24 protein-coding genes are annotated in these 23,515 nt (G+C 67.7%); 12 read left to right on the top strand and 12 right to left on the bottom strand.

Features of this window, described 5'->3' with window-relative positions; translation table 11 throughout:
- Window positions 1–54: 54 nt before the first annotated feature.
- On the bottom strand, window positions 55–1,611 hold the full coding sequence (locus ABFP37_RS06725) for a circularly permuted type 2 ATP-grasp protein (protein WP_078029588.1): 1,557 nt from the start codon (window positions 1,609–1,611) through the stop codon (window positions 55–57).
- A gap of 113 nt (window positions 1,612–1,724) precedes the next feature.
- Between ABFP37_RS06725 and ABFP37_RS06720 the strand changes: the two genes are divergently transcribed.
- Window positions 1,725–2,837 (top strand): putative sulfate exporter family transporter, encoded by a 1,113-nt coding sequence (locus tag ABFP37_RS06720; RefSeq protein ID WP_347033079.1) that lies wholly within the window; start codon window positions 1,725–1,727, stop codon window positions 2,835–2,837.
- A 4-nt stretch (window positions 2,838–2,841) separates the two neighbouring features.
- Window positions 2,842–5,469: an aminopeptidase N gene (pepN, locus tag ABFP37_RS06715; protein ID WP_347033078.1), complete on the top strand. Its 2,628-nt coding sequence runs from the start codon at window positions 2,842–2,844 to the stop codon at window positions 5,467–5,469.
- 10 nt (window positions 5,470–5,479) lie between these two features.
- Here the strand turns inward: pepN and ABFP37_RS06710 are convergent, their stop codons facing one another.
- From ABFP37_RS06710 to ABFP37_RS06690, 5 genes are all read right to left on the bottom strand, one after another.
- Window positions 5,480–6,193: a biotin/lipoate A/B protein ligase family protein gene (locus tag ABFP37_RS06710; RefSeq protein WP_347033118.1), complete on the bottom strand. Its 714-nt coding sequence runs from the start codon at window positions 6,191–6,193 to the stop codon at window positions 5,480–5,482.
- A gap of 463 nt (window positions 6,194–6,656) precedes the next feature.
- Window positions 6,657–6,914: a type B 50S ribosomal protein L31 gene (locus ABFP37_RS06705; protein WP_028267311.1), complete on the bottom strand. Its 258-nt coding sequence runs from the start codon at window positions 6,912–6,914 to the stop codon at window positions 6,657–6,659.
- A 143-nt stretch (window positions 6,915–7,057) separates the two neighbouring features.
- Complete coding sequence (locus ABFP37_RS06700; protein ID WP_347033077.1) at window positions 7,058–7,867, bottom strand: RNA methyltransferase; 810 nt, start codon at window positions 7,865–7,867, stop codon at window positions 7,058–7,060.
- Between the two features lie 7 nt (window positions 7,868–7,874).
- The gene (locus ABFP37_RS06695; RefSeq protein WP_347033076.1) at window positions 7,875–8,660 is read right to left on the bottom strand and encodes a sulfite exporter TauE/SafE family protein; all 786 of its coding nucleotides are present in this window, start codon (window positions 8,658–8,660) and stop codon (window positions 7,875–7,877) included.
- A gap of 18 nt (window positions 8,661–8,678) precedes the next feature.
- A complete protein-coding gene (locus ABFP37_RS06690) occupies window positions 8,679–9,464 on the bottom strand; it encodes an ABC transporter ATP-binding protein (RefSeq protein ID WP_078029400.1) in 786 nt (261 codons plus the stop codon).
- Between the two features lie 166 nt (window positions 9,465–9,630).
- Here ABFP37_RS06690 and serB point away from each other — a divergent pair, with 166 nt between their 5' ends.
- Entirely contained in the window at window positions 9,631–10,536 is a 906-nt protein-coding gene (gene serB, locus ABFP37_RS06685) for a phosphoserine phosphatase SerB (protein ID WP_078029399.1), read from the top strand.
- 85 nt (window positions 10,537–10,621) lie between these two features.
- Here the strand turns inward: serB and ABFP37_RS06680 are convergent, their stop codons facing one another.
- The 3 genes from ABFP37_RS06680 to ABFP37_RS06670 all read right to left on the bottom strand — a co-directional run bounded on the left by ABFP37_RS06680 (window position 10,622) and on the right by ABFP37_RS06670 (window position 13,938).
- Window positions 10,622–11,467, bottom strand: coding sequence for a VOC family protein (locus tag ABFP37_RS06680; protein WP_078029398.1), 846 nt, complete (start codon window positions 11,465–11,467; stop codon window positions 10,622–10,624).
- A 156-nt stretch (window positions 11,468–11,623) separates the two neighbouring features.
- A complete protein-coding gene (locus tag ABFP37_RS06675; RefSeq protein WP_078029397.1) occupies window positions 11,624–12,376 on the bottom strand; it encodes an SDR family oxidoreductase in 753 nt (250 codons plus the stop codon).
- 179 nt (window positions 12,377–12,555) lie between these two features.
- The gene (locus tag ABFP37_RS06670; RefSeq protein ID WP_347033075.1) at window positions 12,556–13,938 is read right to left on the bottom strand and encodes a PLP-dependent aminotransferase family protein; all 1,383 of its coding nucleotides are present in this window, start codon (window positions 13,936–13,938) and stop codon (window positions 12,556–12,558) included.
- A 67-nt stretch (window positions 13,939–14,005) separates the two neighbouring features.
- Here ABFP37_RS06670 and ABFP37_RS06665 point away from each other — a divergent pair, with 67 nt between their 5' ends.
- Window positions 14,006–14,908, top strand: coding sequence for a DMT family transporter (locus ABFP37_RS06665; RefSeq protein ID WP_347033074.1), 903 nt, complete (start codon window positions 14,006–14,008; stop codon window positions 14,906–14,908).
- Between the two features lie 45 nt (window positions 14,909–14,953).
- Complete coding sequence (locus ABFP37_RS06660; RefSeq protein WP_347033073.1) at window positions 14,954–15,625, top strand: FMN-binding negative transcriptional regulator; 672 nt, start codon at window positions 14,954–14,956, stop codon at window positions 15,623–15,625.
- Here the strand turns inward: ABFP37_RS06660 and fabG are convergent.
- On the bottom strand, window positions 15,588–16,313 hold the full coding sequence (gene fabG, locus ABFP37_RS06655) for a 3-oxoacyl-ACP reductase FabG (RefSeq protein WP_347033072.1): 726 nt from the start codon (window positions 16,311–16,313) through the stop codon (window positions 15,588–15,590). The two genes, ABFP37_RS06660 and fabG, sit on opposite strands and share 38 nt — an antisense overlap.
- Window positions 16,314–16,451: 138 nt before the next feature.
- Between fabG and ABFP37_RS06650 the strand changes: the two genes are divergently transcribed.
- Genes ABFP37_RS06650 through ABFP37_RS06635 form a run of 4 tightly spaced genes read left to right on the top strand, consistent with a single transcriptional unit; the run spans window position 16,452 to window position 18,526 of the window.
- Window positions 16,452–16,901 (top strand): DUF3099 domain-containing protein, encoded by a 450-nt coding sequence (locus tag ABFP37_RS06650; RefSeq protein ID WP_347033071.1) that lies wholly within the window; start codon window positions 16,452–16,454, stop codon window positions 16,899–16,901.
- Window positions 16,898–17,161 carry a hypothetical protein gene (locus ABFP37_RS06645; protein WP_347033070.1) on the top strand — a complete coding sequence of 88 codons (264 nt, stop codon included), beginning with the start codon at window positions 16,898–16,900 and terminating at the stop codon, window positions 17,159–17,161. The genes ABFP37_RS06650 and ABFP37_RS06645 overlap by 4 nt, the downstream gene beginning before the upstream one ends.
- Window positions 17,162–18,043: an SURF1 family protein gene (locus ABFP37_RS06640; RefSeq protein WP_347033069.1), complete on the top strand. Its 882-nt coding sequence runs from the start codon at window positions 17,162–17,164 to the stop codon at window positions 18,041–18,043.
- Window positions 18,044–18,046: 3 nt separating this feature from the next.
- Window positions 18,047–18,526 (top strand): YbaK/EbsC family protein, encoded by a 480-nt coding sequence (locus ABFP37_RS06635; protein ID WP_078029389.1) that lies wholly within the window; start codon window positions 18,047–18,049, stop codon window positions 18,524–18,526.
- Window positions 18,527–18,732: 206 nt separating this feature from the next.
- Here ABFP37_RS06635 and ABFP37_RS06630 read toward each other — a convergent pair whose 3' ends face one another.
- Window positions 18,733–20,331 (bottom strand): ABC-F family ATP-binding cassette domain-containing protein, encoded by a 1,599-nt coding sequence (locus ABFP37_RS06630; RefSeq protein WP_078029388.1) that lies wholly within the window; start codon window positions 20,329–20,331, stop codon window positions 18,733–18,735.
- A gap of 301 nt (window positions 20,332–20,632) precedes the next feature.
- Here ABFP37_RS06630 and ABFP37_RS06625 point away from each other — a divergent pair, with 301 nt between their 5' ends.
- From ABFP37_RS06625 to ABFP37_RS06615, 3 genes are read left to right on the top strand one after another with little or no spacing between them, the layout of a single operon-like run.
- Window positions 20,633–21,316 carry a biotin transporter BioY gene (locus ABFP37_RS06625; protein ID WP_078029387.1) on the top strand — a complete coding sequence of 228 codons (684 nt, stop codon included), beginning with the start codon at window positions 20,633–20,635 and terminating at the stop codon, window positions 21,314–21,316.
- Entirely contained in the window at window positions 21,313–22,080 is a 768-nt protein-coding gene (locus ABFP37_RS06620) for an ABC transporter ATP-binding protein (RefSeq protein ID WP_078029386.1), read from the top strand. Before ABFP37_RS06625 ends, ABFP37_RS06620 begins: the two co-directional genes overlap by 4 nt.
- Window positions 22,077–22,703, top strand: coding sequence for an energy-coupling factor transporter transmembrane protein EcfT (locus ABFP37_RS06615; protein ID WP_078029385.1), 627 nt, complete (start codon window positions 22,077–22,079; stop codon window positions 22,701–22,703). Before ABFP37_RS06620 ends, ABFP37_RS06615 begins: the two co-directional genes overlap by 4 nt.
- 53 nt (window positions 22,704–22,756) lie before the next feature.
- On the opposite strand, the gene ABFP37_RS06610 is transcribed toward ABFP37_RS06615, so the two are convergent.
- A complete protein-coding gene (locus tag ABFP37_RS06610; protein WP_347033068.1) occupies window positions 22,757–23,482 on the bottom strand; it encodes an HNH endonuclease family protein in 726 nt (241 codons plus the stop codon).
- Window positions 23,483–23,515: the final 33 nt, after the last annotated feature.

Here is a 23,515-nt window from a genome sequence, read left to right as displayed (position 1 = left end):
CGGCTACCTCCTGCGCGAGCATGGTGGTGGATGTGGGCATGAAAACTGGAGGCGTCACTGCTGCTGCTCCGACTGGCGGTCGCGCCAGTTGCTCTCGACCGGCCACACGGACACGCGCTCCCGGACGGTGACGGACTGCCGCGGCAGCCGCTCTACCGGCACCTGCGGGGAATCCGCGAGCACCCAGGTGTCCTTGGACCCGCCGCCCTGGCTGGAGTTCACGATCAGCGAGCCCTCCTTCAGCGCAACGCGGGTCAGTCCGCCGGGAAGGACCCAGACGTCGTCGCCGTCGTTGACCGCGAACGGCCGGAGGTCAACGTGCCGGGGGCCGAACTTGTCTCCGCTGAGCGTGGGCACGGTGGACAGCTGCAGAACCGGCTGGGCGATCCAGCCGCGGGGGTCGGCGATGACCCGCTTGCGCAGGGCCTCCAGCTCGTCTTTGGAGGCGTCCGGACCGATGACGAGGCCCTTGCCGCCGGAGCCGTCCACGGGCTTGACGACGAGTTCGGCGAGGCGGTCCAGGACGTGTTCGCGGGCTTCCTTTTCCTCCAGCCGGAAGGTGTCCACGTTGGCTATGACGGGTTCTTCGCCGAGATAGTAGCGGATCAGGTCCGGTACGTAGCTGTAGACCAGCTTGTCATCCGCCACGCCGTTGCCCACGGCGTTGGCGATGGTCACGCCGCCGGCGCGCGCAGCGTTGACCAGGCCCGGGCAGCCCAGCATGGAATCGGCGCGGAACTGCAGCGGGTCCAGGAAGTCGTCGTCGATCCGCTTGTAGATCACGTCGACGCGCTGTTCACCGGCGGTGGTGCGCATGTAGACCCGGTTGCCGCGGCAGATGAGGTCGCGGCCCTCGACGAGTTCGACGCCCATCAGGCCGGCGAGCAGTGTGTGCTCAAAGTACGCGCTATTGAAGACACCGGGGGTCAGCACCACCACAGTGGGGTCGTCGACGCCGGACGGCGCCGTTTTCCGCAGCGCGGACAGGAGCCTGCGCGGGTACTCTTCGACCGGCCGGATGAGCTGCTGGCCGAAGGCTTCGGGGAGGCCCTTGGCCATGGCACGCCGGTTCTCCAGCACGTAGCTGACACCGGACGGCACTCGCACGTTGTCCTCCAGCACCCTGAAGGTGCCGGCTGCGTCGCGAACGACGTCGATTCCCGAAATGTGCACGCGCACGCCGCCGGCCGGTTCGAAGCCGTGCACGGCGCGGTGGAAGTGTGCGCTGGTGGTGACCAGCTGCCTGGGGATCACGCCGTCGGAAACTACCGTCATCTTGCCGTAGACGTCATTAAGGAACGCTTCGAGGGCCCGCACGCGCTGCGCCACCCCGCGCTCCAGGACGTCCCACTCGTCGGCGGGGATCACCCGCGGCACGATGTCGAGCGGGAACGGGCGCTCCTCCCCCGCGAAATCGAAGGTCACGCCACGGTCCAGGAACGTCCGTGCCATCGAGTCCGCCCGGGCGCTCACGTCAGCCAGTGACAGCTCGCGAAGGGCAATCGCGACCTGCCCGTAGGACTTGCGGGCCACTTGCCCAGGGGCAAACATCTCGTCGTAGGCGCCGGTGCGGCCGGCCGCCTCGGAGTAATCCTGGAATAGGTCAGACATGGTCATAAGCCAACCACCTTTTTGTTGCGAATTCATTACCGGACCCGTCCGTGGCGTGTTGGAGGGGTCCTCCCGGTTGGTCTTTTGCCGCCGGTGTCCGGCATGGTTGGGACGTGCCAGACTTTCGATTCCCGACGCCGATGCGGCGGCAGCTGCGCGGGGTGATGCATGAGAACTTTACCCGCATTCTGCCGGGACTGCTGACGGCCCTCGTGGCCCTGGCACTCGCCTTCGCCCTCCACGCCGGCGTCCCGGCCCTGCCTGCCATGACCCTGGCCGTGGTCCTGGGGCTGCTGGCCGCCAATCTGCCGTTTACGGCCGTTTGGGCGGCCGGGCGGGCACGGCCAGGACTGGATTTCGCCGGCAAGCACCTCATGCGCGGCGGCATCGTCCTGCTGGGGCTCAAGGTCGGCATCACCGACGTCCTGGGCCTCGGCTGGGGGTCACTGCTGCTGATTACGGCGGTGGTGCTGGCCGGCTTCGCGGGGACCTACGGCATTTCCCGGCTGTTCCGGCTTCCGCGGGAGGCCTCCCTGCTCATTGCCACGGGATTCTCGATCTGCGGTGCGTCTGCGATCGGGGCCATGGCCGCTGTGCGGCGTATCAGGCATGCCGATACCGTCCTGCCGGTGGCCCTTGTGACGCTGTGCGGCACGCTGGCCATCGGTGCCCTGCCGCTGCTGGTCCATCCGCTGAACCTCAGCGCCGAGGTCTTCGGCGCGTGGACCGGCGCGTCTGTGCACGACGTGGGACAGGTGGTGGCCACAGCGCAGACCGCCGGGCCGACGGCGCTGGGCCTCGCCGTCGTTGTTAAGCTGACGCGCGTGATCCTGCTGGCGCCCATGGTGGCCGCCGCGGGACTGCAGCAACGCCTGGCCGTTCAGCGCTCGGCGGGCCAGCAGGTGGCGGGCCAGGGAGCGGCGGGTCAGCCTTCCGCGGCAACCGGGACCGAGGCCGAGGCGCTGCCGCCCGTGGTGCCGTTGTTCGTCGTCGGTTTCGTGGTGATGGTCGCGCTCCGGTCCACGGGCTGGCTCACTGCCGGCTGGCTCGACGCGGCGGCCGGACTGCAGGACATTCTGCTGGGAGCGGCGCTTTTCGGGCTGGGATCCGCGGTCCGCATCCGCACCCTGCTCCACACCGGGCTGCGGGCGCTGCTGGCTGCCCTCGTGGCATGGCTCCTGGTCGCGGTCCTCGGCCTGGGAGCCGCGCTGCTCATGATTCAATAGCTGAGTGTCGAATGAGAACCTCAAGCGCAATGAAGCGGCAGCACGGTCGTCCCTGATTTCCACGCACAGCTACGACGTCTCCCTCGACGTCCGCAACGCGGCGGATCCCGACGTCTCCGGCTACCCCAGCCGAAGCACCATCACTTTTTCGGCGAGCCAGCCCGGCGCCTCGACCTTCCTGGATTTCATATGCCGGGACGTCAGCAGCGTGGTCCTTAACGGCACGGAACTGGCGGTCTCCGACGTCGTTGACGGTTCCCGGATCCGGCTGGACGACCTCCGGGCCGAGAACGAGGTGACCGTCACCGGGACGGCCCTCTACAGCAGTTCCGGCGAGGGCATGCACCGCTTCTTCGACCCGGCCGACGGCCAGTGCTACCTGTACACGCAGTACGAGCCCGCCGACGCCCGCCGCGTGTTCGCGAACTTCGAGCAGCCGGACCTCAAAGCGCGGTTCACCTTCCACGTCACCGCCCCTTCCGGCTGGGAGGTCGCTTCCAACGGTGCCGTGTCGGGGCGGTTCGCGCTGGCCGATGACGCCGCCGCCAGCCGGTGGGAGTTCGCCCCGACCCTGCCCGTGTCCACCTACATCACCACCGTCCTGGCAGGCCCGTACTTCAAGGCCGCCGACCACTGGGGCAAAGTGCTCGACGACGGCACGCGGCTGGACGTGCCCCTAGCCCTTTACTGCCGGGCGTCCATGGCGGCGTCGTTCGACACCGCCGAGCTGTTCAACCTCACCAAACAGGGGCTCGACTTCTTCAACGGCCTCTTCGACTTCCCGTATCCGTGGGGAAAGTATGACCAGGCCTTCGTGCCGGAATACAACCTGGGCGCCATGGAGAACCCCGGCCTGGTCACCTTCACGGAGAACTACGTCTTCACCTCACGGGCAGCCGACTCGCAGTACCAAGGCCGCGCCAATACGCTCATGCACGAGATGGCGCACATGTGGTTCGGCGACCTCGTCACGATGCAGTGGTGGGATGACCTGTGGCTCAAGGAATCCTTCGCCGATTACATGGGAACTCTCGGGGTGGACCGCGCCACGGCCTGGGACACGGCCTGGGTCAACTTCGCAAACAACCGCAAGGCCTGGGCGTACGTCCAGGACCAGCTGCCCACCACCCACCCGATCGTCGCCGACATCCCCGACCTCGAGGCCGCCAAACAGAACTTCGACGGCATCACCTACGCCAAGGGCGCGTCGGTGCTCAAGCAGCTCGTGGCGTACGTCGGCTTCGATGCCTTCGTGGCGGGATCCCGGCAGTACTTCAGGGACCACCAGTACGGCAACACCACCTTGGCGGAGCTGCTCGGCGCCCTCAGCGCATCGTCCGGGCGGGACCTTGCCGTGTGGGCGCGGCAGTGGCTGCAGACGTCCGGGATTTCGACGCTGAGCGTCGAGCTGGAGGCCCGTGACGGTGTGCTGGACAGGGTCACCCTGCTGCAGGACGCCCCGGACCCCGCGTCCGGCCGGCAGGAGCTGCGCCCGCACCGCCTGCGGATCGGGCTGTACAACTTTGACGCCGACGGCATGCTGGTCCGCACGGGGTCGGTGGAGACGGACCTGTCCGGGGCAGCGGAGGAAGTTCCGGGGCTGGCAGGCATGGCCCGGCCGGCCCTGCTGCTGGTCAACGACGAGGACCTGAGCTACGCCAAGGTCCGGCTGGATCCCGGTTCGGAGGCAACGGTCCGGGCCTCGCTGGACCGGATCAGCAACCCCATGGCCCGTGCCCTGTGTTGGACCGCCCTGTGGAATTCGGCCAGGGACGGCGTCACGCCGGCGGTCCGCTACGTGGAGGCCGTCCGCCGCTTTGCCCCGTCCGAGACGGGTATCGGCGTGCTGCTGAACGTCCTCGGGAACGCCTCCACCGCCCTGGAACACTATGTGCCGGCTGACGAGCGTGACGAGGTGCGCGCCGCATTCGTGGCCGCGGCGGCCACGGAGCTGCGCAGGGCCGCGCCCGGCTCCGACCAGCAGCTGGCATGGGCCAGGACGCTCGCCACGCTCAGCCGCACGGACGCCGGCCAGCTGGACCTGCTCCGCGGCATGCTGGACGGCACGGCCGCCGTGCCCGGCCTCGCCGTCGACGCGGAACTCCGGTGGAGCCTGTGGCACGCGCTGGCGGCCCACGGCATGGCTGGCGAAGCCGAACTGGACGCCGAGCTGGCGCGGGACACCACTGCGTCGGGCCGCGCCGGCCACGCCACGGCACTCGCGGCGAGGCCGGACGCCGCTGTCAAGGCGGCCGCCTGGGACGCGGCGGTCCGGAGCACGGAACTGTCCAACCAGCTGCTCAGCGCCACCATCGCCGGCTTCAACACCGGCGCCGAGGAGCTGCTCGATCCCTTCGTGGAACCGTATTTCAGTTGCCTGGAAACGGTGTGGGCGGAACGGAGCATCGAGATCGCCAGCCGGATTGTCCGCGGGCTCTACCCCGCGTCCCGTGATCTGGCCCGGGCTGACGGTTCCCCGGAAGACCACCCGGTGATCGCCCGCACGGACGCCTGGCTGGCGGCCCGCCCGGACGCGCCGCGGGCGCTGCGCCGTATCATCATCGAGCAGCGCAGCCACCTGCACCGCGCGCTCACGGCGCAGGCCGCGTCCCTCGCCGGCCTGCCCAGCTAAACCGGAACGCCTAAGGCACGCGGTAGAGCCACTCGTGGGTACCGAACTTGGACGCCACCCGTTGCCGGGCGGTTTCCAGTTCCGCGCCGGTGAGCTCCGACGGCGTGGCACCGTACCTGCCGGAGAACACGTCCATCATGGCGGCGACGATCTCTGTCCGGGCCAGGCCGGTCTGTCGCCGCAGCGGATCAACCCGCTTCTTGGCGCTGGCCGTCCCCTTGTCCGAGAGTTTTTCCTTCCCGATCCGGAGCACTTCCACCATCTTGTCGGCGTCGATGTCGTAGCTCATGGTGACGTGGTGAAGCATGCCTCCGTTGGCCAGCCGCTTCTGCGCGGCGCCGCCGATCTTCCCCTGATCGGTGGCGATGTCATTGAGCGGCACGTAGAAGGCGTTGATGCCGAGCTGCTTCAGCGCTGCCATCACCCAGGCGTCCAGGAACGCGTAGGAGTCCGCGAAGCTGATGCCGTCCACAAGGGTCTGCGGCAGGTACAAGGAGTAGGTGATGCAGTTGCCCGCCTCCATGAACATCGCTCCCCCGCCGCTGATGCGCCGGACCACAGTAATCCCGTGCCGGGCCACGCCGTCGGGGTCCACCTCGTTGCGGACCGACTGGAAGCTGCCGATCACCACGGACGGCTCCTCCCAGTCCCAGAAGCGCAGGGTGGGGTTGCGGCGGCCTGCGCCGACTTCTTCGGTGAGCACCTCGTCCAGCGCCACGTTCATGTGCGTCGGCAGGACGGTGGGCGCAATGATGTTCCAGTGATGGTCGCTCCAGTGGGTTGCCTTGGACAGCGCCCTGCGCACCGCCACGGCCACCGCCTCCGCGGAGAAGCCGAAGAGCACGGCCTCCGCCGGAAGGGACGCCACCACGGCGGCGGCGATCTCGGCCGCCGTCGAGCTTTCCGGGAGTCCCTCGAGCGCGGAGTTGATGTCCAGCAGCGCCTCATCGGGTTCGAGGAAGAAGTCGCCGCTCAGGGAGACGTCGGCGAAGGCGCCGTCGGCGACGTCGAGATCCACGACGACGAGCTTGCCGCCGGGGACCTTGTACTCGCCGTGCAGGCGCGGGGCGTCAGAGTCGGTTGCGTTCAGCGGCGTGCCAGTCATGAGTTCCATCCTGCCCCACGAACGCAAAAGCCCGCACCGTTGCCGGTGCGGGCTTTTCCAGAGAACCTTGGGGAGAAGTAAGTTACTTCTTGCCGCCGAAGCCCTTGAAGCGAGCGTTGAAGCGCTCGACGCGGCCTGCAGAGTCCATGATGCGCTGCTTGCCCGTGTAGAACGGGTGGGACTCGGAGGAGATTTCGACGTCGATGACCGGGTAGGTGTTGCCGTCTTCCCACTCGATGGTCTTCTTGGAAGACACGGTGGACTTGGTCAGGAACTTGACGCCGGAAGCCAGGTCGTTGAAAACAACAGCTTCGTACTTCGGGTGGATATCAGACTTCATAGTGGGACCTTTGTTCACAGCGCTGGATTTTGCCAGCTGCCAGGTATGAATGGGATGGCCGCGGTCCGCATCAAGAGCAAGCAAAAGACGCTGGGCGGCCAGCTATCAATAATAGCGGATCCGCGGGCGCGTGACGAACGCCGTCACGTCCGCGGCCGAAGCTCCCAGAATGCCACGGCCGCCGCCGCCGCCACATTGAGCGAGTCAACTCCGGCGCGCATCGGGATCTTCACGGCGAGGTCGACGGCGGCAAGGGTCTCCGCGCTCATGCCGGCACCTTCGGTCCCCAGTACCAGCGCGAGCCTCTCCGGATTCCGCGCGGCCAGGTCGTCGAGGTCCACGGCGTCTCCGGTGAGCTCCATTGCCGCCACAGTGAATCCCTGGTCCCGGAGGACGGCAAGGTCCGCCGGCCAGGACTCCAGCCGCGCCCATGGCACCTGGAACACCGTGCCCATGCTGACGCGGACGCTGCGCCGGTACAGCGGATCACCGCAGCGCGGCGACACGAGGACGGCGTCGACGCCGAGGGCTGCCGCCGAGCGGAAGATGGCCCCGACGTTGGTGTGATCCACGATGTCTTCAAGCACCGCCACCCTGCGGGCCCCGGCCAGCAGCTCGGGAAGCGGAACCGGCGCGGGCCGGTGCATGGCGGCCATGGCCCCGCGGTGCAGGTGAAAGCCGGTGATCTCCTCGAGCAGGCCGGCGCCCCCGATGTAGGCGGGCACGTCCGGATACAGCTCAAAAATGTCGGCCAGGTCCGCGAGCCACTTTTCGGCGAGGAAGAACGACCGCGGCCGGTGGCCGGCCGCCAGCGCCCGCCGGAGGACCCGGGAGGATTCCGCAATGTACATGCCCTCGGCCGGTTCGCGGAGCTTCCGCAGGTGGACGTCGGTCAGCTGCGTGTAGTCGGAAACCCGGGGATCGTCAGCGGATTCGAGATAGTGGAAAGTCACCGGCCGATTATTTCAGCAGATTAGCGATCATGAAGCCGAGCGCCACCAGCCCGAGGGCGAAGATGACGCCCCGCAGCACCGGCGGCGACAGCCTGCGGCCCACCTTGGAGCCCGCGAGGCCGCCAATGAGCGAGCTGACGGCGATGATGGCCACCACGGTCCAGTTGATCCGGTCGAACGCGAACATCAGGTAGGACATCGCCGCAATGAGGTTGACCCCGAGCACCAGGATGTTCTTCATGGCATTGGCGTTCTGGATGGTGCCGGTCATGAAGATGCCGAGAATGCCTACGAGCAGAATCCCTTGGGCGGCAACAAAGTAGCCGCCGTAGACGCCGGCCAGGAAGACGAGGATCACGAGGAGGACGCTGTGGTGCTTGTCCCGGAGCGCATGCTCCGGGTTCTCTTCGCGGTTGCGCACCCAGCGCTGCAGCCGCGGCTGAAAGACCACCATGAGCAGGGCAAGGACAATCAGCGCCGGCGCCGCGTAGTGGAACACTTTTTCGGGAAGGTGGAGAAGCAGCCACGCACCGGATATGCCGCCGAGGAGCGAAGCCGGGAGCAGCCGCAGGAGTTGCCGACCGCGGCCTTTCAGCTCCCGGCGGTATCCCCAGGCTCCCGCCGCGCCTCCCGCCACGAGGCCCATGGCGTTGCTCATGGACGCTGTGACGGGTGCGAGCCCCAGAGCGATCAGCACCGGGAAGGTGACGAGCGTGCCCGATCCGACAACGCTGTTGATGGTGCCGGCCCAGAGGCCGGCGATGAACACAAGTATGCCGCTGAAAAACTCCACGCTGTGCCGGCCGCCCTGTCAGCGGCTGGCGGTTGCCGTGTATCGGCCGGAATTGACGGACACGTCGAGCGGCAGGCCGAAGGTCTCGCTGAGGTTGCCGGAGGTGAGGACCTCGCCCACCGGCCCGGCGGCCACGACGCCGCCGTCGCGCATGAGCATTGCGTGCGTGAAGCCGGGCGGGACTTCCTCAAGGTGGTGCGTCACCAGCACGATCGCGGGAGCGGTGTCGTCCATGGCCAGCTGGCTGAGCCGGTGCACGAGGTCTTCCCGGCCGCCAAGGTCAAGCCCGGCTGCGGGCTCGTCCAGGAGGAGCAGTTCGGGGTCCGTCATGAGCGCCCTGGCGATCTGGACGCGCTTGCGCTCACCCTCGGACAGCGAGGCGAACGGGCGGTTCAGCAGCGGACCCATGCCCCATTCATTTAGCAGGGCAAAGGCCCGGCGTTCGTCGTCCTTCTCGTAGCCTTCGCGCCAGCGGCCGGTCACGCCGTAGGCCGCGGTGACGACGACGTTGAGGACCTTCTCGTGCTCGGGGATCTGGTTGGCGAGTGCCGCAGAGGAGAGCCCGATCCGCGGGCGCAGTTCGAAGACGTCCACGGAGCCGAGGATTTCCTCCAGGATGCCTGCCATGCCGCTCGTGGGATGGAGCCTGGCGGCGGCGATCTGAAGCAGTGTGGTCTTGCCGGCGCCGTTGGGTCCGAGGATTACCCACCGCTCGCCTTCCTTGACCTGCCAGTCAACCTTGCTCAGGAGCGTTTTGGCTCCGCGGACAACGCTGACGGCGGCCATTTCAAGAACATCACTCATAGAAGTAGACACTAGGACAAAACGCGGTGCGACTGATAACTGAAACGGTTGTCCCCGCCGGTGCGTCGGCCGTACGCCTGCGGACCGGCCCTGGACCGGACCCGGCCCGGGGCCGGTCCGCGAAACGAATTCGGGCGGCACCGCTGCGCTGGCTAAGATTGCAGCCATGAGTTCGAACGTGACCGCGGTCAGCTACGGCGTGCAATTGTCCCCCTCGGAACCGGAAAGCCTTCGGTCCCTGCTGGCCGGTTCCGGTGCGACATTCGGAGCCGCCTCGAGCAGCGGCGACGGCCGCTATGACGTCTGCACCGTTGATTTCTCGGTGCCGTCCGGATCTGCTGCCGATATCGCCGGGCTGCGGCACCGCGTCGCCGCGGCGAAAGAGGACGCAGGACGGGCCGGCGTTGACACTGCCATCGTGCCGGCCGAGCTGCGCCAGGCCGGACGCAAGTTCCTCATCATGGACGTGGACTCCACCCTGATCCAGCAGGAGGTCATCGAGCTGCTCGCCGCCTATGCCGGAAAGCGCGATGAAGTGGCTGCCGTCACGGAAGCCGCCATGCGCGGTGAGTTGGACTTCGCCCAAAGCCTTCACGCGCGGGTGGCGGTCCTCGCGGGGCTGCCGGCCGCCGTCGTCGATTCCGTCCGGGCAGAAGTGAAGCTCAGCGAGGGAGCGGCGGAGCTGGTGGCGGCGTTCAAGGCTGCCGGCCATGTTGTGGCCGTGGTGTCAGGCGGTTTCAACCAGATCCTGCGCCCCATCGCCGAGGATCTTGGCCTGGACTACTGGATCGCCAACGAGCTCGAAATTGTCGACGGCGCGCTGACCGGCAAGGTGCTCGGTGCCGTGATCGACCGCGCCGCGAAGGAGAAGTACCTGCGCGAGTGGGCCGCTGCCGAAGGCGTGGCCATGGAGCACACCATTGCCGTGGGCGACGGCGCCAACGACCTCGACATGCTCGGTGCCGCCGGAATCGGCGTGGCGTTCAACGCCAAGCCCGCGGTGCGCGCGGTGGCCGACGCCGCCGTGAATATGCCGTACCTCGACGCCGTGCGGCACATCGCCGGCGTCTGAGCAGCAGCCGGCGCAGGCGGCGGCTGCTTCGCGCCTGACTGAACCGCGCCCGGCATAATGACCGGGTCGGTTCAGCAGGCCCGGTTCAGCCGGCCGGCGGGGTGAACTGGCTCGCGGTGAATACCGCTCCGCCAGGATCACGGATCAGGACGGTGCGTGTCCACTCGGTGTCGTCCTGCCGCAGGACGCGGCCGCCCAGGCGCTCGACGTCCCTGGCCGTGCGGTCCCGGTCGGCGACCGTGAACGTCACGTGCCACAGCGGCCGCTCGCCGGGGGCAGCGGGGACGAGCCAGGCGACCGCGTCCTCGAATCCTCGGGGTACGGCGTCGCCCGACTGGCGGACCCTGATGTTAGGGTCGACGGTGGCCTCCAGGTGGTCACCATAACCGGGGCGGCGGATCATCGTTCCGAAGTCGAGGGTGTCGAACTGCCAGTCGAATGCCTTGGCGTAGAAGGCGGCCGCTGCGTCCATATTGGCCGTGTGGAGGTCACTGAAGTTCCATCCGCCCGGCAGGTTGACCGCCTGCGCCCCGAGCCGTTCCCGGGCCTGCCAGATGCGGAACTCGGCGCCTTCGGGGTCGGCCAGCACCGCCTGGATCCCTCCTGAGCCGGCATCGGCGGGAGCGGACTTCAGGGTGGCGCCGACCGATAGCAGGTGGCGCGCGGCAGCATCCGCGTCGTCGACGGCGACGTACGTGTGCCACGCGGGGACGCCGGTTCCCGGGCCGGCGATCGCGCCGGCTTCCTGGCCGTCAAGCCGGGCTATCACGTACCTGCCGGCGGTGCCGGGCGGGGCGCCGTCCTCGAACTCCCACCCGAAGAGCCCGCCGTAGAAGTCCATGGCGGCCGCCACGTCGGGCTGCTGGGTGTCAACCCAGCACGGAACACCTGACGGATAGCTCCGGCTGATTGCCTCTGGTTGCTGTTCCATGCATAAAACCGTAAACGGCCCTGCGTGACGTGACAACGCCTGGGACGTGGGCGGTGCCCCGTCGACGGCAAGAGCTCCGGACAGCAATACTGCCCGGAGCTCTTGGTGAGGAGTGCCGTCGCCCGGGCAACGGCCTCTACGGGATCCGGGGAATCTCTACTCGGCGCTCTTGCCGAAATAGTCGGCGCCGCCGGCGTACTCCGTGTGGCCGGACTCGACGTCGGCGGTGGCCATGCTGGCGACCACTTCAGCGAACTCCGCCACGGAATACAGCTTGCCGGCTTCGGCGCGGCGGGCCTCGATGGCGCCCGGGTTGGAACGGTCCAGCAGTGTCGCGGTGACGGTGCCCTCGATCATGTCGCCGGACACGACCACCAGCGAGACCCCCTTGTCCGCCAGGCTCGGCAGGAGCTCGCGGAGCGCGTCCTCGCCCGCACGCTTGCTGCGGGCCACGGGCTCGTACTCCGGCATGGTGGGCACCGAGTTGATGAAGTGGGCCTGGTGGCTGGTAACGAACACCACGCGGGAGCCCGCCTTCATGAGGGGCACCGCGGCGTTGAGCATGTTGACCTGCGCGTCCCGGTTCAGCTTGAGGGCATATCCCTCTTCCATGCCCGACTCCATGCCGCCCGATGCGTTGAGCACCAGCACGTCCAGTGACCCGAAGTTCTCCATGGCGGCGCTCGCCAGGGCCTGCACACCCTCAACCGTGGTCAGGTCGGCGCCGACCGCTACTGCGCGGCCGCCCGCAGCCTCGACGTCGGACACCACTTTGTTGGCGCGCGGCGCCTTCTGGCGGTAGTTGACGACGACGGCGGCACCCTCGCCAGCGAGGATCTTGGCCACTTCGGCGCCGATTCCGCGCGAGGATCCGGTCACGATGGCGGTCTTGTTGTCCAGCAGTCCCATATGAGCTCCTTTGTTCCAAACGTCTAAATCACTGAAGGTCTGAAGTCCATCATGCCAGCGGAGGTGCCCGATCCGCTTGTCGGATCGCGACAAAGAAGGTGGGGGCAGCTAGTTTCCGCGGGGCCGGTTGGCTACCCGAACAGGCGCGGCGCCGGCTCCCGCCATGACAGGTCAGGTACCTAGCGGCTGTTGCGCTCCAGGACCGCACCGACAATCCGTGCCCCTTCCGCGAACGCCCCCGGGTTTGGCCCGGCGTAGTTGAGCCGGATGAAGGGCCCTGCGGGTTCGGCCGGGAACCAATCAGTGCCGGCAGCGATGATCACCCCCGCGGTTTCGCAGTCGCGGACGAGCCGTTCGAGGTCGGTCCCGTCGGGCAGGCGCGCCCAGAGGTTCAGCCCTCCCTTGGGCACGTGGGTGATGTGGGCCTGCGGCACGTGCTCCCGCAGGCTGGTGACCAGGAGGTCCCGGCGCGCCTGAAGCTGAAGGCGGAGGCCGCGCAGGTGCGTCTGCCAGCCGGGCTGGGTGACGACGTCGAGCGCTGCCGTCTGGAGGAGGCCGCTGACATACATCGTCTCGGCACCGCGGTCGGCCAGAATACGCTCGCGGGCCGGGCCGCGGGCGATGACGGCGGCGATGCGGATGGCCGGGGAAACGCTCTTGGTCAGCGACCGAAGGTAGACAACATGGCCGGAATCATCGTGGGCAGCCACGGGAACCGGGGTGGTGGTGATGCCAAAGTCATGCGCCCAGTCGTCCTCAACCAGGAAAGCTCCGTTCCTGCGGACGACGTCCAGGACTTCTTCGCCCCGGCCCGGCGCCCATTGCGCTCCGGTGGGGTTTGCATAGTTCGGCTGCGCGTAGAACATCCGGGCGCCGGTCTCTTCGAAGGCCCGGGACAGCTCCTGCGGATCGGGACCGTCGGAACCGCTGGGAACCGGAACGACACGCACACCGGCCTGGGAGGCCGCCAGGATGGCTCCCCAGTAGGTCGGCGACTCCATGAGCAGCGACTGCCCCCGGCCGGCGAGTGCGCTGAAAATGGAGCTCAGCCCGCTTTGGCTTCCCGGCAGCACAATGACGTCGCTCGGTGTGGGCGGGGTGACCCCGACCGGGGTCGCGGCGCCGAGTTCGTGCGCGAACCAGGACTGCAGCTCCGGCATCCCTGCCGCGGGTGGACGGGACAAGGCAGCGTCGCCGCGGGCGGCCCGGGTGAGCGCGGCCCGCACCAGGCGCTCCGGCAGGAGTTCGCGGTCCGGGTAGCCGGAGTGGAAGGCGATGACGTCGTTCGGTGCGCTCCGCATCGCGGCTGAGGCATTGCGAAGAGGTGCCTGCGGCGAGCCCAGCGCCGCAGTCTGCCAGCCGTAGTCGGACGGGCGCGCGGTCCGCACGGCCCGGACGAAGGTACCGACGCCGGGCCGGCTCTCGATCAGGCCCTGCGTTGTCAGGGTCTGCAGGGCCTTTTGCACTGTGACGGGGCTGGCCTGGTACTCGGCAACCAGCGACCGCGTGGACGGCAGCCGGGCTCCGGGGGCGGCCCCGGCGATCCACTCCCGCAGTCGCATCGCAATCCTCGAACTGCTATCGTTATTCATGAGAGACAAGAGTAGCGCTACTATCCTTATTCGGCCAGTGATACCGCAGCGGCAGTCCAGCGGCGTCTGGTGGGGCCTCCTCGGAGTAGCGGCCTTCTCGTTCACCGTTCCGTTCACGCGGGTGGCCGTCACCAACATGTCCCCGTTGTTCATCGGATCCGCCCGTGCACTCCTGGCGGCTGCCCTGGCCGTCTTCGCCCTCGCACTCACCCGGCAGCGTTTTCCCCGGGGTGCGCAATGGGCGCGGTTCGCAGTGGTGGCCGGCGGGATCGTCGTAGGCTTCCCGCTGCTCACGTCCTATGCGCTCGCCACAGCTCCTGCCAGCCACGGCGCCGTCGTCATTGCCCTGCTCCCGGCCGCGACCGCAACCGCCGCCGTTCTCCGCGGGCGCGAGCGTCCGAGGCGGGCTTTCTGGATTGCGACGGTAGTCGGCGCCCTGGCAGCGATCATCTTTGCCTTCGCGCAGTCAGGTGGCCTGGGGCACCTGCACTGGGCGGACCTGCTGCTCCTCGGCGCGGTCGCGGCGGCCGCCGTCGGATACGCCGAAGGGGGCCTGCTCGCACGCGAACTCGGCGCCTGGCAGACCGTGTCCTGGGCGCTCGTGATCGCATCGCCGCTGATGGCGTCCCTGACGGCACTCTCCATCGCGCAGCAGCCGCCGTCCGGCACGCCGGTGCAGTGGGCCGCCCTTGCCTACCTGGGCATCGTCAGCGCGTTTCTCGGGTTCTTTGCCTGGTACCGCGGCCTCGCCATCGGCCCTATGGCCCAGGTGAGCCAGATCCAGCTGGTCCAGCCCGTCCTGAGCATCTGCTGGGCCGGACTCCTGCTGGGCGAGGCCCTGACCTGGAGCACCATTGCCGGCGGCCTGGCGGTCATCCTCTGTGCCGGCGCCGCGGTCCGCGTGCGGCTAAGCCCGCAGACCACGCAGCCCAATCCCTGACGCTCCCCCACCACGAGAATTCTTCATCCAGCATAAGGACATCCCATGTACACACCAGAGCACTTTGCAGTCCACCCCGATGCAGTCCAGGAGCTCCTTGCGAGGCCTGCGGCGGCCAACCTGGTGACCGCAACCCCGCAAGGAATCCTCGCCACGATGCTGCCCTTCGTCTACGACCCCTCGATCGGCGAACACGGCGCGCTGCTCGGACACCTTGCCCGCAACAACCCTCAGTGGTCTGAACCTGTGATCGGCGAAGCACTCGTCATCATTCAGGGCGGCGATGCCTACATTTCACCGTCGTGGTACGCGTCGAAGGCAGCGCACGGACGGGTGGTGCCGACCTGGAACTACTCCACCGCGCACGTTTACGGAAAGCTCGCCGTTCATGACGACGCCGACTGGCTCAACCGGCAGGTACGGCGCCTGACCGACCTCCACGAAGCAGGCTCCGAGCAGCCGTGGACCGTGGACGACGCACCGGAGCGCTACATTTCGGGCCAGCTGCGCGCCATCGTGGGCGTCGAACTGCTCATCACCCGGATCGAGGCAAAGAAGAAACTCAGCCAGAACCGGCCCGACGCCGACGTCGACGGCGTGGTGGCAGGACTTGCCGCCCGGGGGCATGCGGAGGTTGCCGCCGACGTGGCGCGGGCAAGGCAGGAAAAGTCAGCGGCGGTTAGTGGCCCATGCCCAGTCCGCCATCGACCGGAATGACCGCACCGGAGATGTAGGCGGCCTCGTCGCTGGAGATCCAGCGCACCACGTTGGCCACCTCGGAGGCATCGGCGAAGCGCCCGGCGGGCACCTTGGAGAGGTAGTCCTTCTGCGTGGCTTCCGGGAGCTCGGCGGTCATGTCGGTGTTGATGAAGCCCGGAGCCACCACGTTGGCAGTGATGCCGCGCGAGCCCAGTTCACGCGTGAGGGACCGCGCGATGCCGACGAGCCCGGCTTTGGAGGCCGAGTAGTTGATCTGCCCCGGGGCGCCGTAGAGGCCGGAGACGGAGGAAATGAGGACCACACGGCCCTTGCGCAGCCGGATCATGCCCTTGGAGGCCCGCTTGATCACGCGGAACGCTCCAGTGAGGTTCGTGTCGATCACCGAGGTGAAGTCGTCCTCGCTCATGCGCAGCAGGAGGGTGTCCTTGGTGATGCCCGCATTGGCCACCAGCACCTCGACGGGACCGTGGGCGGCTTCAACTTCTGCGAACGCGGCGTCAACGGATGCCTCGTCGGTGACGTCGGCCTTGACCCCCAGGATGCCTTCCGGCAGCTTCGATTCGCTCCGGTAGGTCACGGCCACCTTGTCGCCGTTGGCCAGGAAGGCCTCCGCGATGGCCAGTCCGATGCCGCGGTTGCCGCCGGTGATGAGGACGCTTCGGGCCGTGGTTGCTGCTTCAGACATGAGTGCTCCGGGTTTCCGCGAAGCCTGGCTCCGCTGTGGTGGCTGGATTTTTACTGCCTCCGATCTTAGCCCCCGTTTGGGAGGCTCCCCCGGATGGTGAGAGAATTGGGGTAGCAATTGGAGCGTGATGAGACAGCCGTGACACCTGAACACCAGCCCGGACAGCCGATGCCCGAGAAGCGTGACGCCGCATCCGGTCATCCGGAGGTACACAGCATCACGGACGCGGCTGCAGCGCATTCCGAAGACATGCGGGAGCGGATGATCAAGTACGCGGTGGCCATGGGAATCCGCATGGTCTGCCTGGTTCTGATCTTCGTGGTGGATGGCTGGTTCAAGCTCGTTGCTGTGGCCGGGGCCCTCTTCCTGCCGTGGATTGCCGTGGTGATCGCCAACGGCTCCGACAAAGCCGAGATCCACAGCGACTCCCTGCTCGACTACGCTCCGTACGCTGAACTGGAAGCAGCCGATGGCCAATGGGCCGGGGAAGCGGAGGGCTCCGGGTATCCGGAAGACCCGCCGGCGGTGCTGCAGGGCGAACTGATCAGCGATGAAGACGACGACGACCGGGGACAGAAAGCTTCATGAACCTTTTTAACCTGGGCGGCGGAATCGGCGAGACTGCCGGGCCGGCGTCCGCGGCTATGTGCTCACGCAAGGCCTGCCGGGCCGAAGCGTCATGGCAGCTGCTCTGGAACAACCCGAAGATCCACACGCCGGAGCGCCGCAAGGTCTGGCTCGCGTGCGGGGAGCACAGGGAATGGCTGGAGGACTATCTCCAGACGCGGGGACTCTGGAAGGACACCGTCCCGCTTGAGCCCACACCGGCGACCGGCGGGAACGGCTGAATGTACCGCTTTCTGTTCTCCAGCAAATGGCTGGGGTATCTCCTGATGGCCGCGATTTTTGCCGCGGGTTGCGTCTTTTTGGGCCGCTGGCAGATGGACCGGCGCGCCGAAACGCTCGCCGAGATCCAGCGCGTCACCTCCAATTATTCGGCCACGCCCATCAGCTTCACCGACGCCAGGAACGACTTCCGGCAGCTTGATCCGGACCGTGAATGGGCGCAGGTGGAGCTCCGGGGCAGCTACGACATATCGGGGCAGCGGATTGTGCGTAACCGTCCGCTCAACGGGCAGCCGGGCTACGAAGTGGTGGTGCCGTTCAGGCTCGTCTCGGGCGAAACCGTGGTGGTTGACCGCGGCTGGCTGCCGATCGGAAACAACAACCCGGGGCGCCCGGATTCCATTCCGGCCCCGCCTGCCGGGCAGGTCACCGCCGTTGTCCGGCTGAAGCACGGCGAACCCGCGCTGCAGCGCGGCGCTCCCGACGGGCAGCTCGCCTCCATCGACCTGTCGGCGTATTCCGCGCAGCTGGGCTACCCGCTCCTGACGGGAGCTTACGGGCAGCTCGCCTCCGAGACACCGCCCGTGGCGGACATGCCGCAGGCGTTCCCGATGCCGTCGGTTGAGGAGGGGACGCACCTGTCCTACTCGCTCCAGTGGTTCGCCTTCGGCATCCTGATGTTTGTGGGGTTCGGCTACGCCGCCCGCCAGCAGGCCCGGAACGCCGTCATCGACGCCGAGGACGCCGAAGCAGCGGGCGGCGCCGTCGGTTCGGCCTCCGGCGCCAATGCGGGGGCCCGCCGTCGTCCGCCGGCACCGCGGAAGCGCAAGCACCCCACGGCGGAAGAAGAGGAAGACGCGATCCTGGATGCCCAGGGCTACTGAGCGATGACACGTGATGCCTTTCCCGGACCTGTGGCCAACGTGAAGCAGGCCCTCACCGCCCTGGGCGCCGAGGACACCGTGACGGTGTTTGATTCAAAAGTCCCGACGGCGGCCGCCGCGGCCGCCGCGCTCGGCTGCGACGTCGCGGCCATCACCAACAGCCTGGTGTTCGAACTCGACGGCGCTCCCCTGCTGATCCTGGCCAGCGGAGCGGCGAAGGTGGACGTGCGATTGGTGGCCTCGCAGCTGGGCGGCGGCAAGATCCGCCGCGCCGCCCCGGACTTCGTCCTCCGCCACACAGGCCAGGAAGTAGGAGGCGTGGCCCCGGTAGGCCACCCGGAGAAAATCACGACACTCCTGGACGAATCCCTCAAAAGCCACGAACTCCTCTGGGCAGGAGCCGGAGACCACAACTCAATGTTCTCCATCACCTACAAAGAGTTGCTAAGAATTACCGCAGCCAAGGAACTCCAGGTACGTTAGCTCCCGCAGGGGGTGACATGACCGCTAGCGCAGCGGCGAGGGTGATTTGCGTAGCGTGCGTCAAAGGCGTGGGCCCACGCCGTCAGGGTTCCCTGGCCGAGCTTGCGAGGTTAGGGAGACGGTGGGGAGAACGAGCCAGCACGCGGCAAATTACGCGCGCTGCGAAGCGGACGCAACCATACGCCGCCAGCCGCAACAAGCGAGGCTTAAGCCAGCGTAATCAGGTCCAGGTAGTCTTCGTTCCAGTGGTCCTCGATGCCGTCGGGCAGCAGGACAACACGCTCAGGATTCAAGGCCTCGACAGCACCTTCGTCGTGGCTCACCAGGACGACGGCGCCGGTGTAGTTGCTCAAGGCCCCGAGGATTTCAGCACGGCTGGCGGGGTCCAGGTTGTTGGTGGGCTCGTCGAGGAGCAGCACGTTCGCACTCGAGGCCACGATGGTGGCCAGCGCCAAGCGGGTCTTCTCGCCGCCGGACAGCACACCTGCGGGCTTGTCGACGTCGTCGCCGGAGAACAGGAACGAGCCCAGGATGTTCCGTACTTCCGCGTCGTTCATGTCCGGGGCGGAGGATCGCATGTTCTGCAGGACGGTGCGGTCCACATCGAGCGTCTCGTGCTCCTGGGCGTAGTAGCCCACTTTCAGGCCGTGGCCCGCAACGACCTCGCCGGTGTCCGGCTTGTCGACGCCGGCGAGCATGCGCAGGAGGGTGGTCTTGCCGGCGCCATTGAGGCCCAGGATGACCACCTTGGAGCCGCGGTCGATGGCGAGGTCCACGTCGGTGAAGATTTCCAGCGAGCCGTAGGACTTGCTCAGGCCATCGGCGGTGAGCGGGGTCTTGCCGCAGGGCGACGGATCCGGGAAGCGCAGGGCTGCCACCTTGTCGTGCGCGCGGACGGCTTCGAGGCCGCCCAGCAGGCGTTCCGCACGCTTGGCCATGTTCTGCGCGGCGACGGCCTTGGTGGCCTTGGCCCGCATCTTGTTGGCCTGGTCGAAGAGGACCTGGGCTTTCTTCTCCGCGTTGGCGCGCTCACGCTTGCGCGCGCGCTCATCGGTTTCGCGCTGGGTGAGGTAGCGCTTCCAATCCATGTTGTAGAAGTCGATCTGGGCGCGGTTGGGATCGAGCAGGAAGACCTTGTTCACCGTCGCTTCGAGCAGTTCGGTGTCGTGGCTGATGACGATCAGCCCGCCCTGGTGGTTCTTCAGGAACTCACGCAGCCAGGAGATGGAATCGGCGTCGAGGTGGTTGGTGGGTTCGTCAAGGAGCATGGTCTCGGCATCCGAGTACAGGATGCGGGCGAGCTCCACGCGGCGACGCTGACCGCCGGACAGGGTCTTGAGCGGCTGGTTCAGCAGGCGGTCCGGCAGGGCGAGGTTCGAGCAGATGGCTGCGGCCTCGGCTTCGGCAGCGTAGCCGCCGGCGGCCAGGAACTCGGATTCGAGCCGGTCGTAGCGGTTCATCGCCTTGCGCTGGACCGCGGCGTCTTCGCTGGCCATCTCTTCGTGGGCCACACGGAGCTTGCCGACGGCGATGTCCAGGCCGCGGACGGAGAGGATCCGGTCCCGGGCGAGCTGTTCCATGTCCGGGGTCCGGGGGTCCTGCGGCAGGTACCCGATCTCGCCGGTGCGGGTCACCTTGCCGGCCGCCGGAAGGCCTTCGCCCGCAAGGACGCGGGTCAGGGTGGTCTTTCCCGCACCGTTACGGCCCACGAGGCCGATCTTGTCTCCCTTATCGATCCGGAAGCTCACCTGGTCCATGAGCAGCCGGGCGCCGGCGCGCAGTTCAAGATCCTGGACGGTAATCAAAGCAGGTAAGGCCTTTCACAACAGGGAACGCCGCGGCACAGCGGATGGAATCTGGTGGGTGCCGGGGCGGTGCGGCCGGGAGAACGGCCCCTACAAGTCTACCGGGCGCAGCAAGGCTACATAACCGGGCGCTGGGCGACGCGCTACACGCCACTTGCGCCGGACGCAGCGCCTTCATTTGTGCCGTGCATTCAGCCCCGGCGGCCCGGTCTTGTAGGACCACTACAAAATGGGCTTATTCCCGGGCCAGTAGCGTCAACATCAGCCGATAATTGTTTGTACCCCTCCGACAGGACCTCCCATGACCCAGACCCATTCGTCCGCCACCGGCCAGCAAGCCAAACGCCGCCGCTGGGACGCCACCGACCTCGGACTCATCGCCGTCTTCGCCGCGCTTGTGGCCGGCTCGGCGCTCGTTGCGGCCATCCCGGTGGGCGCGCTGGGCGTCCCCATCACGCTGCAGACGCTCGCCGTGATCCTGACCGGACTGGCCCTCGGCCCGGGCCGGGCCTTCGCGGCGGTCGGTCTTTACACGCTCCTCGGTCTCGCCGGCCTCCCCATCTTCAGCGGCGGCCGCAGCGGGCTGGGCATCCTGGCCGGCCCGTCTGCCGGCTACATCGTTGCGTTCCCCCTTGCTGCTGCAGCGGTCGGCTGGCTTGCCGCCGTCGTCATCCGCCGGACCGTGAAGTACCGGGGCGTGCTGCTGTTTGCCGCCGCCATGGTCACCAGCATCGTGGTGGTCCACGGGCTCGGCGTGCTCGGCATGATGGTCAACGCCAAGCTTGAACTGTCCAAGGCCTTCCTCGCAGACCTCGCCTACTACCCGGGCGACATCATCAAGAACGTCCTGGCCGTCACGGTCGCCCTCGCCCTGCACAAGGCGTTCCCTGACCTGCTGGTCCGGCGTGTCCGGCCGCTGGGCGCACCGGTTGCTTCAGCCGCCGGCTCGCAGGGCGCGGCGCAGCAAGCCACTCCGCAGCAGTGAGCACAGTCGCCCTCAGCGACGTTGAAGTCCGGGTTGCCGTCGACGGCCGCCCGGACCCCAAGGTCCTGCTCCAGGACGTGACCCTCAGCCTGACCGAGCAGCGGATCGGCGTGATCGGCGCCAACGGTTCCGGCAAGTCCACGCTCCTGCGCCTGCTCAACGGCCTCGTGGCACCGACCGGCGGGACGGTCACTGTCAACGGCTCGGATACCGTCCGGAATGTTCGTGCCGTCCGGCAGCAGGTGGGCTTTGTCTTCACCGACCCGCTGTCCCAGCTGGTCATGCCCACCGGCCGCGAGGACGTTGAACTGTCACTGCGGCGCTCCGTACGGAATGGCCCGGAACGCCGCCGCCAGGCCGACGCCGCACTAAGCCGCTTCGGTCTCCTCCACCTGGCGGACCAGAGCATCTACGAGCTTTCGGGCGGGGAACGGCAGCTCCTTGCCCTGGCCGCGGTGCTGGCAGTGGAACCGGACGTGCTGGTCCTCGATGAACCGTCCACGCTTCTGGACCTCCGGAACCGCGAACTGCTACGCCGCACGCTTTCCGGTCTCCGCCAGCAGATCGTCATGTCAACTCACGACCTTGAGCTTGCCCTCGACATGGACCGCGTCCTGGTTGTCGAGTCCGGCCGGATAGCGTACGACGGCGGTGCTGCCGCCGCCGTGGCGCACTACCGCGCCCTGTGCGCCAACAGCCTTGAGGCTCCCGGCGGACACAGCGTGGCGAACAGGGTTGATCCGACCGGCGGGAGCGCCCGGTGAGGGGCGGCGGCGTCCTGCTCGCCAACTACGTGCCAGGGACGTCGGTGATGCACCGCATGCCGATCTGGCTCAAGTTCCTGGTGGTCCTCGCCTGCGGCATGGCCTCATTCCTAATCGTGGACTGGCGCCTGGCCGCCGCAGCGGTTGCCCTGATGTGCGCGCTGTTCCTGCTCAGCGGTGCGGGGCCGGCCCGCCTCTTCCGCGCCGTCCGGCCGCTGCTGCCCGTCCTCCTGGCCGTCGGCCTGTTCCAGTGGTGGCAGCTCGGGGCGCCAACGGCGGCCCGCATTGTCCTCAACATTCTGCTCTGCGTGGTGGCGGCCTCGCTGCTGACGGCAACCACGCCGCTGCACCGGCTTCTCGACGGTGTGGTGTCCCTGGCTCGTCCGTTCCGGCGCTTCGGCGCGGACCCTGAGCGGTTTGCGCTCACCATCGCCATCATGCTGCGCAGCATCCCGTTCATCGCCGGGGCCTTCGGGGACGTCCGGGATTCAGCCCGGGCCAGGGGCCTGGAACGCAACCCCCGCGCGCTGGTCCTGCCGGTCTTCATCACCACCGTTGCCTACGCCCGCCACACCGGGGACGCGCTGGCCGCGCGCGGCCTGGGCGAGCCGGACGACGACTGAGAGCCCTTCCGGTGGAGTTACTCATCGCGCGGCGAGGTACGGTGCAGCCGTTGTCAGGAGCAGGACTTCAGGATGTTGGCGATGGCGTCATGTTCGGCCTGGGTGACCCATAACTTGTATTTGGCCTTGACGGCTGTCTGGCGGGCTACGTACTCGCACCGGAAAGGCTTGCTCGGGGGCAGCCAGGTGGCTGCGTCCTTGTCGGACTTGGCTGAGTTGGTGGGGCCGTCAGCGGCCATCAGGTTCAGGGGGTCGTTGGCGAGCTGCTTGCGCAGCTCGGCGCCGATCTTCTGGGCACCTTTCTGCCAAGCGTCGCTGAGGGGAACGATGTGATCAATCTGGACGGCTGAACTGGTCTGGCTGCCACGAACGAACTTAATGGTCGTCCCCGTGTACTTGTCTGACAGCGTGCCCGAAGCCACCACGCAGTTCCGCGTGCCGGGCTTGAACGTCTCCCCGGTCAGGTCGCGGGCAAGAATGTCGTTCCGGGTATCGCATCCGTTGTGGTCCACGTCAGCCCATGCCGCGCCGAACTGATCGCGGCTGTACCCGGTCTTGGGGGCGCGGCCCTTCACTGGAATGGTGCCGAGTTGGGCAATCGCCACGGCCGCTGCTTCCGGCTTCAGCGCTCCGGGGGCGGCCGATGCGGCCGGGCTGCAGCCGGCAAGTCCTCCGGCCAGGAGCAAGGCAGTGAGAATGGTCAGCGTCGTGGTGGCAGGGCGTGCGATGGTCTTGTCCTTCATGTGTGCGTCGGCAACGACCAGAGTAAACGCCTGCACCCTCGGAAGGCGGCTGCACGCGCCGCCGGCGGA

It is taken from the genome of Burkholderia sp. RS01, assembly GCF_039748055.1.
Taxonomy (GTDB): Bacteria; Actinomycetota; Actinomycetes; order Actinomycetales; family Micrococcaceae; genus Arthrobacter.
The sequence above is the reverse complement of the archived record's forward strand: the minus strand, read 5'-3'. Positions and strand labels throughout refer to the sequence as shown.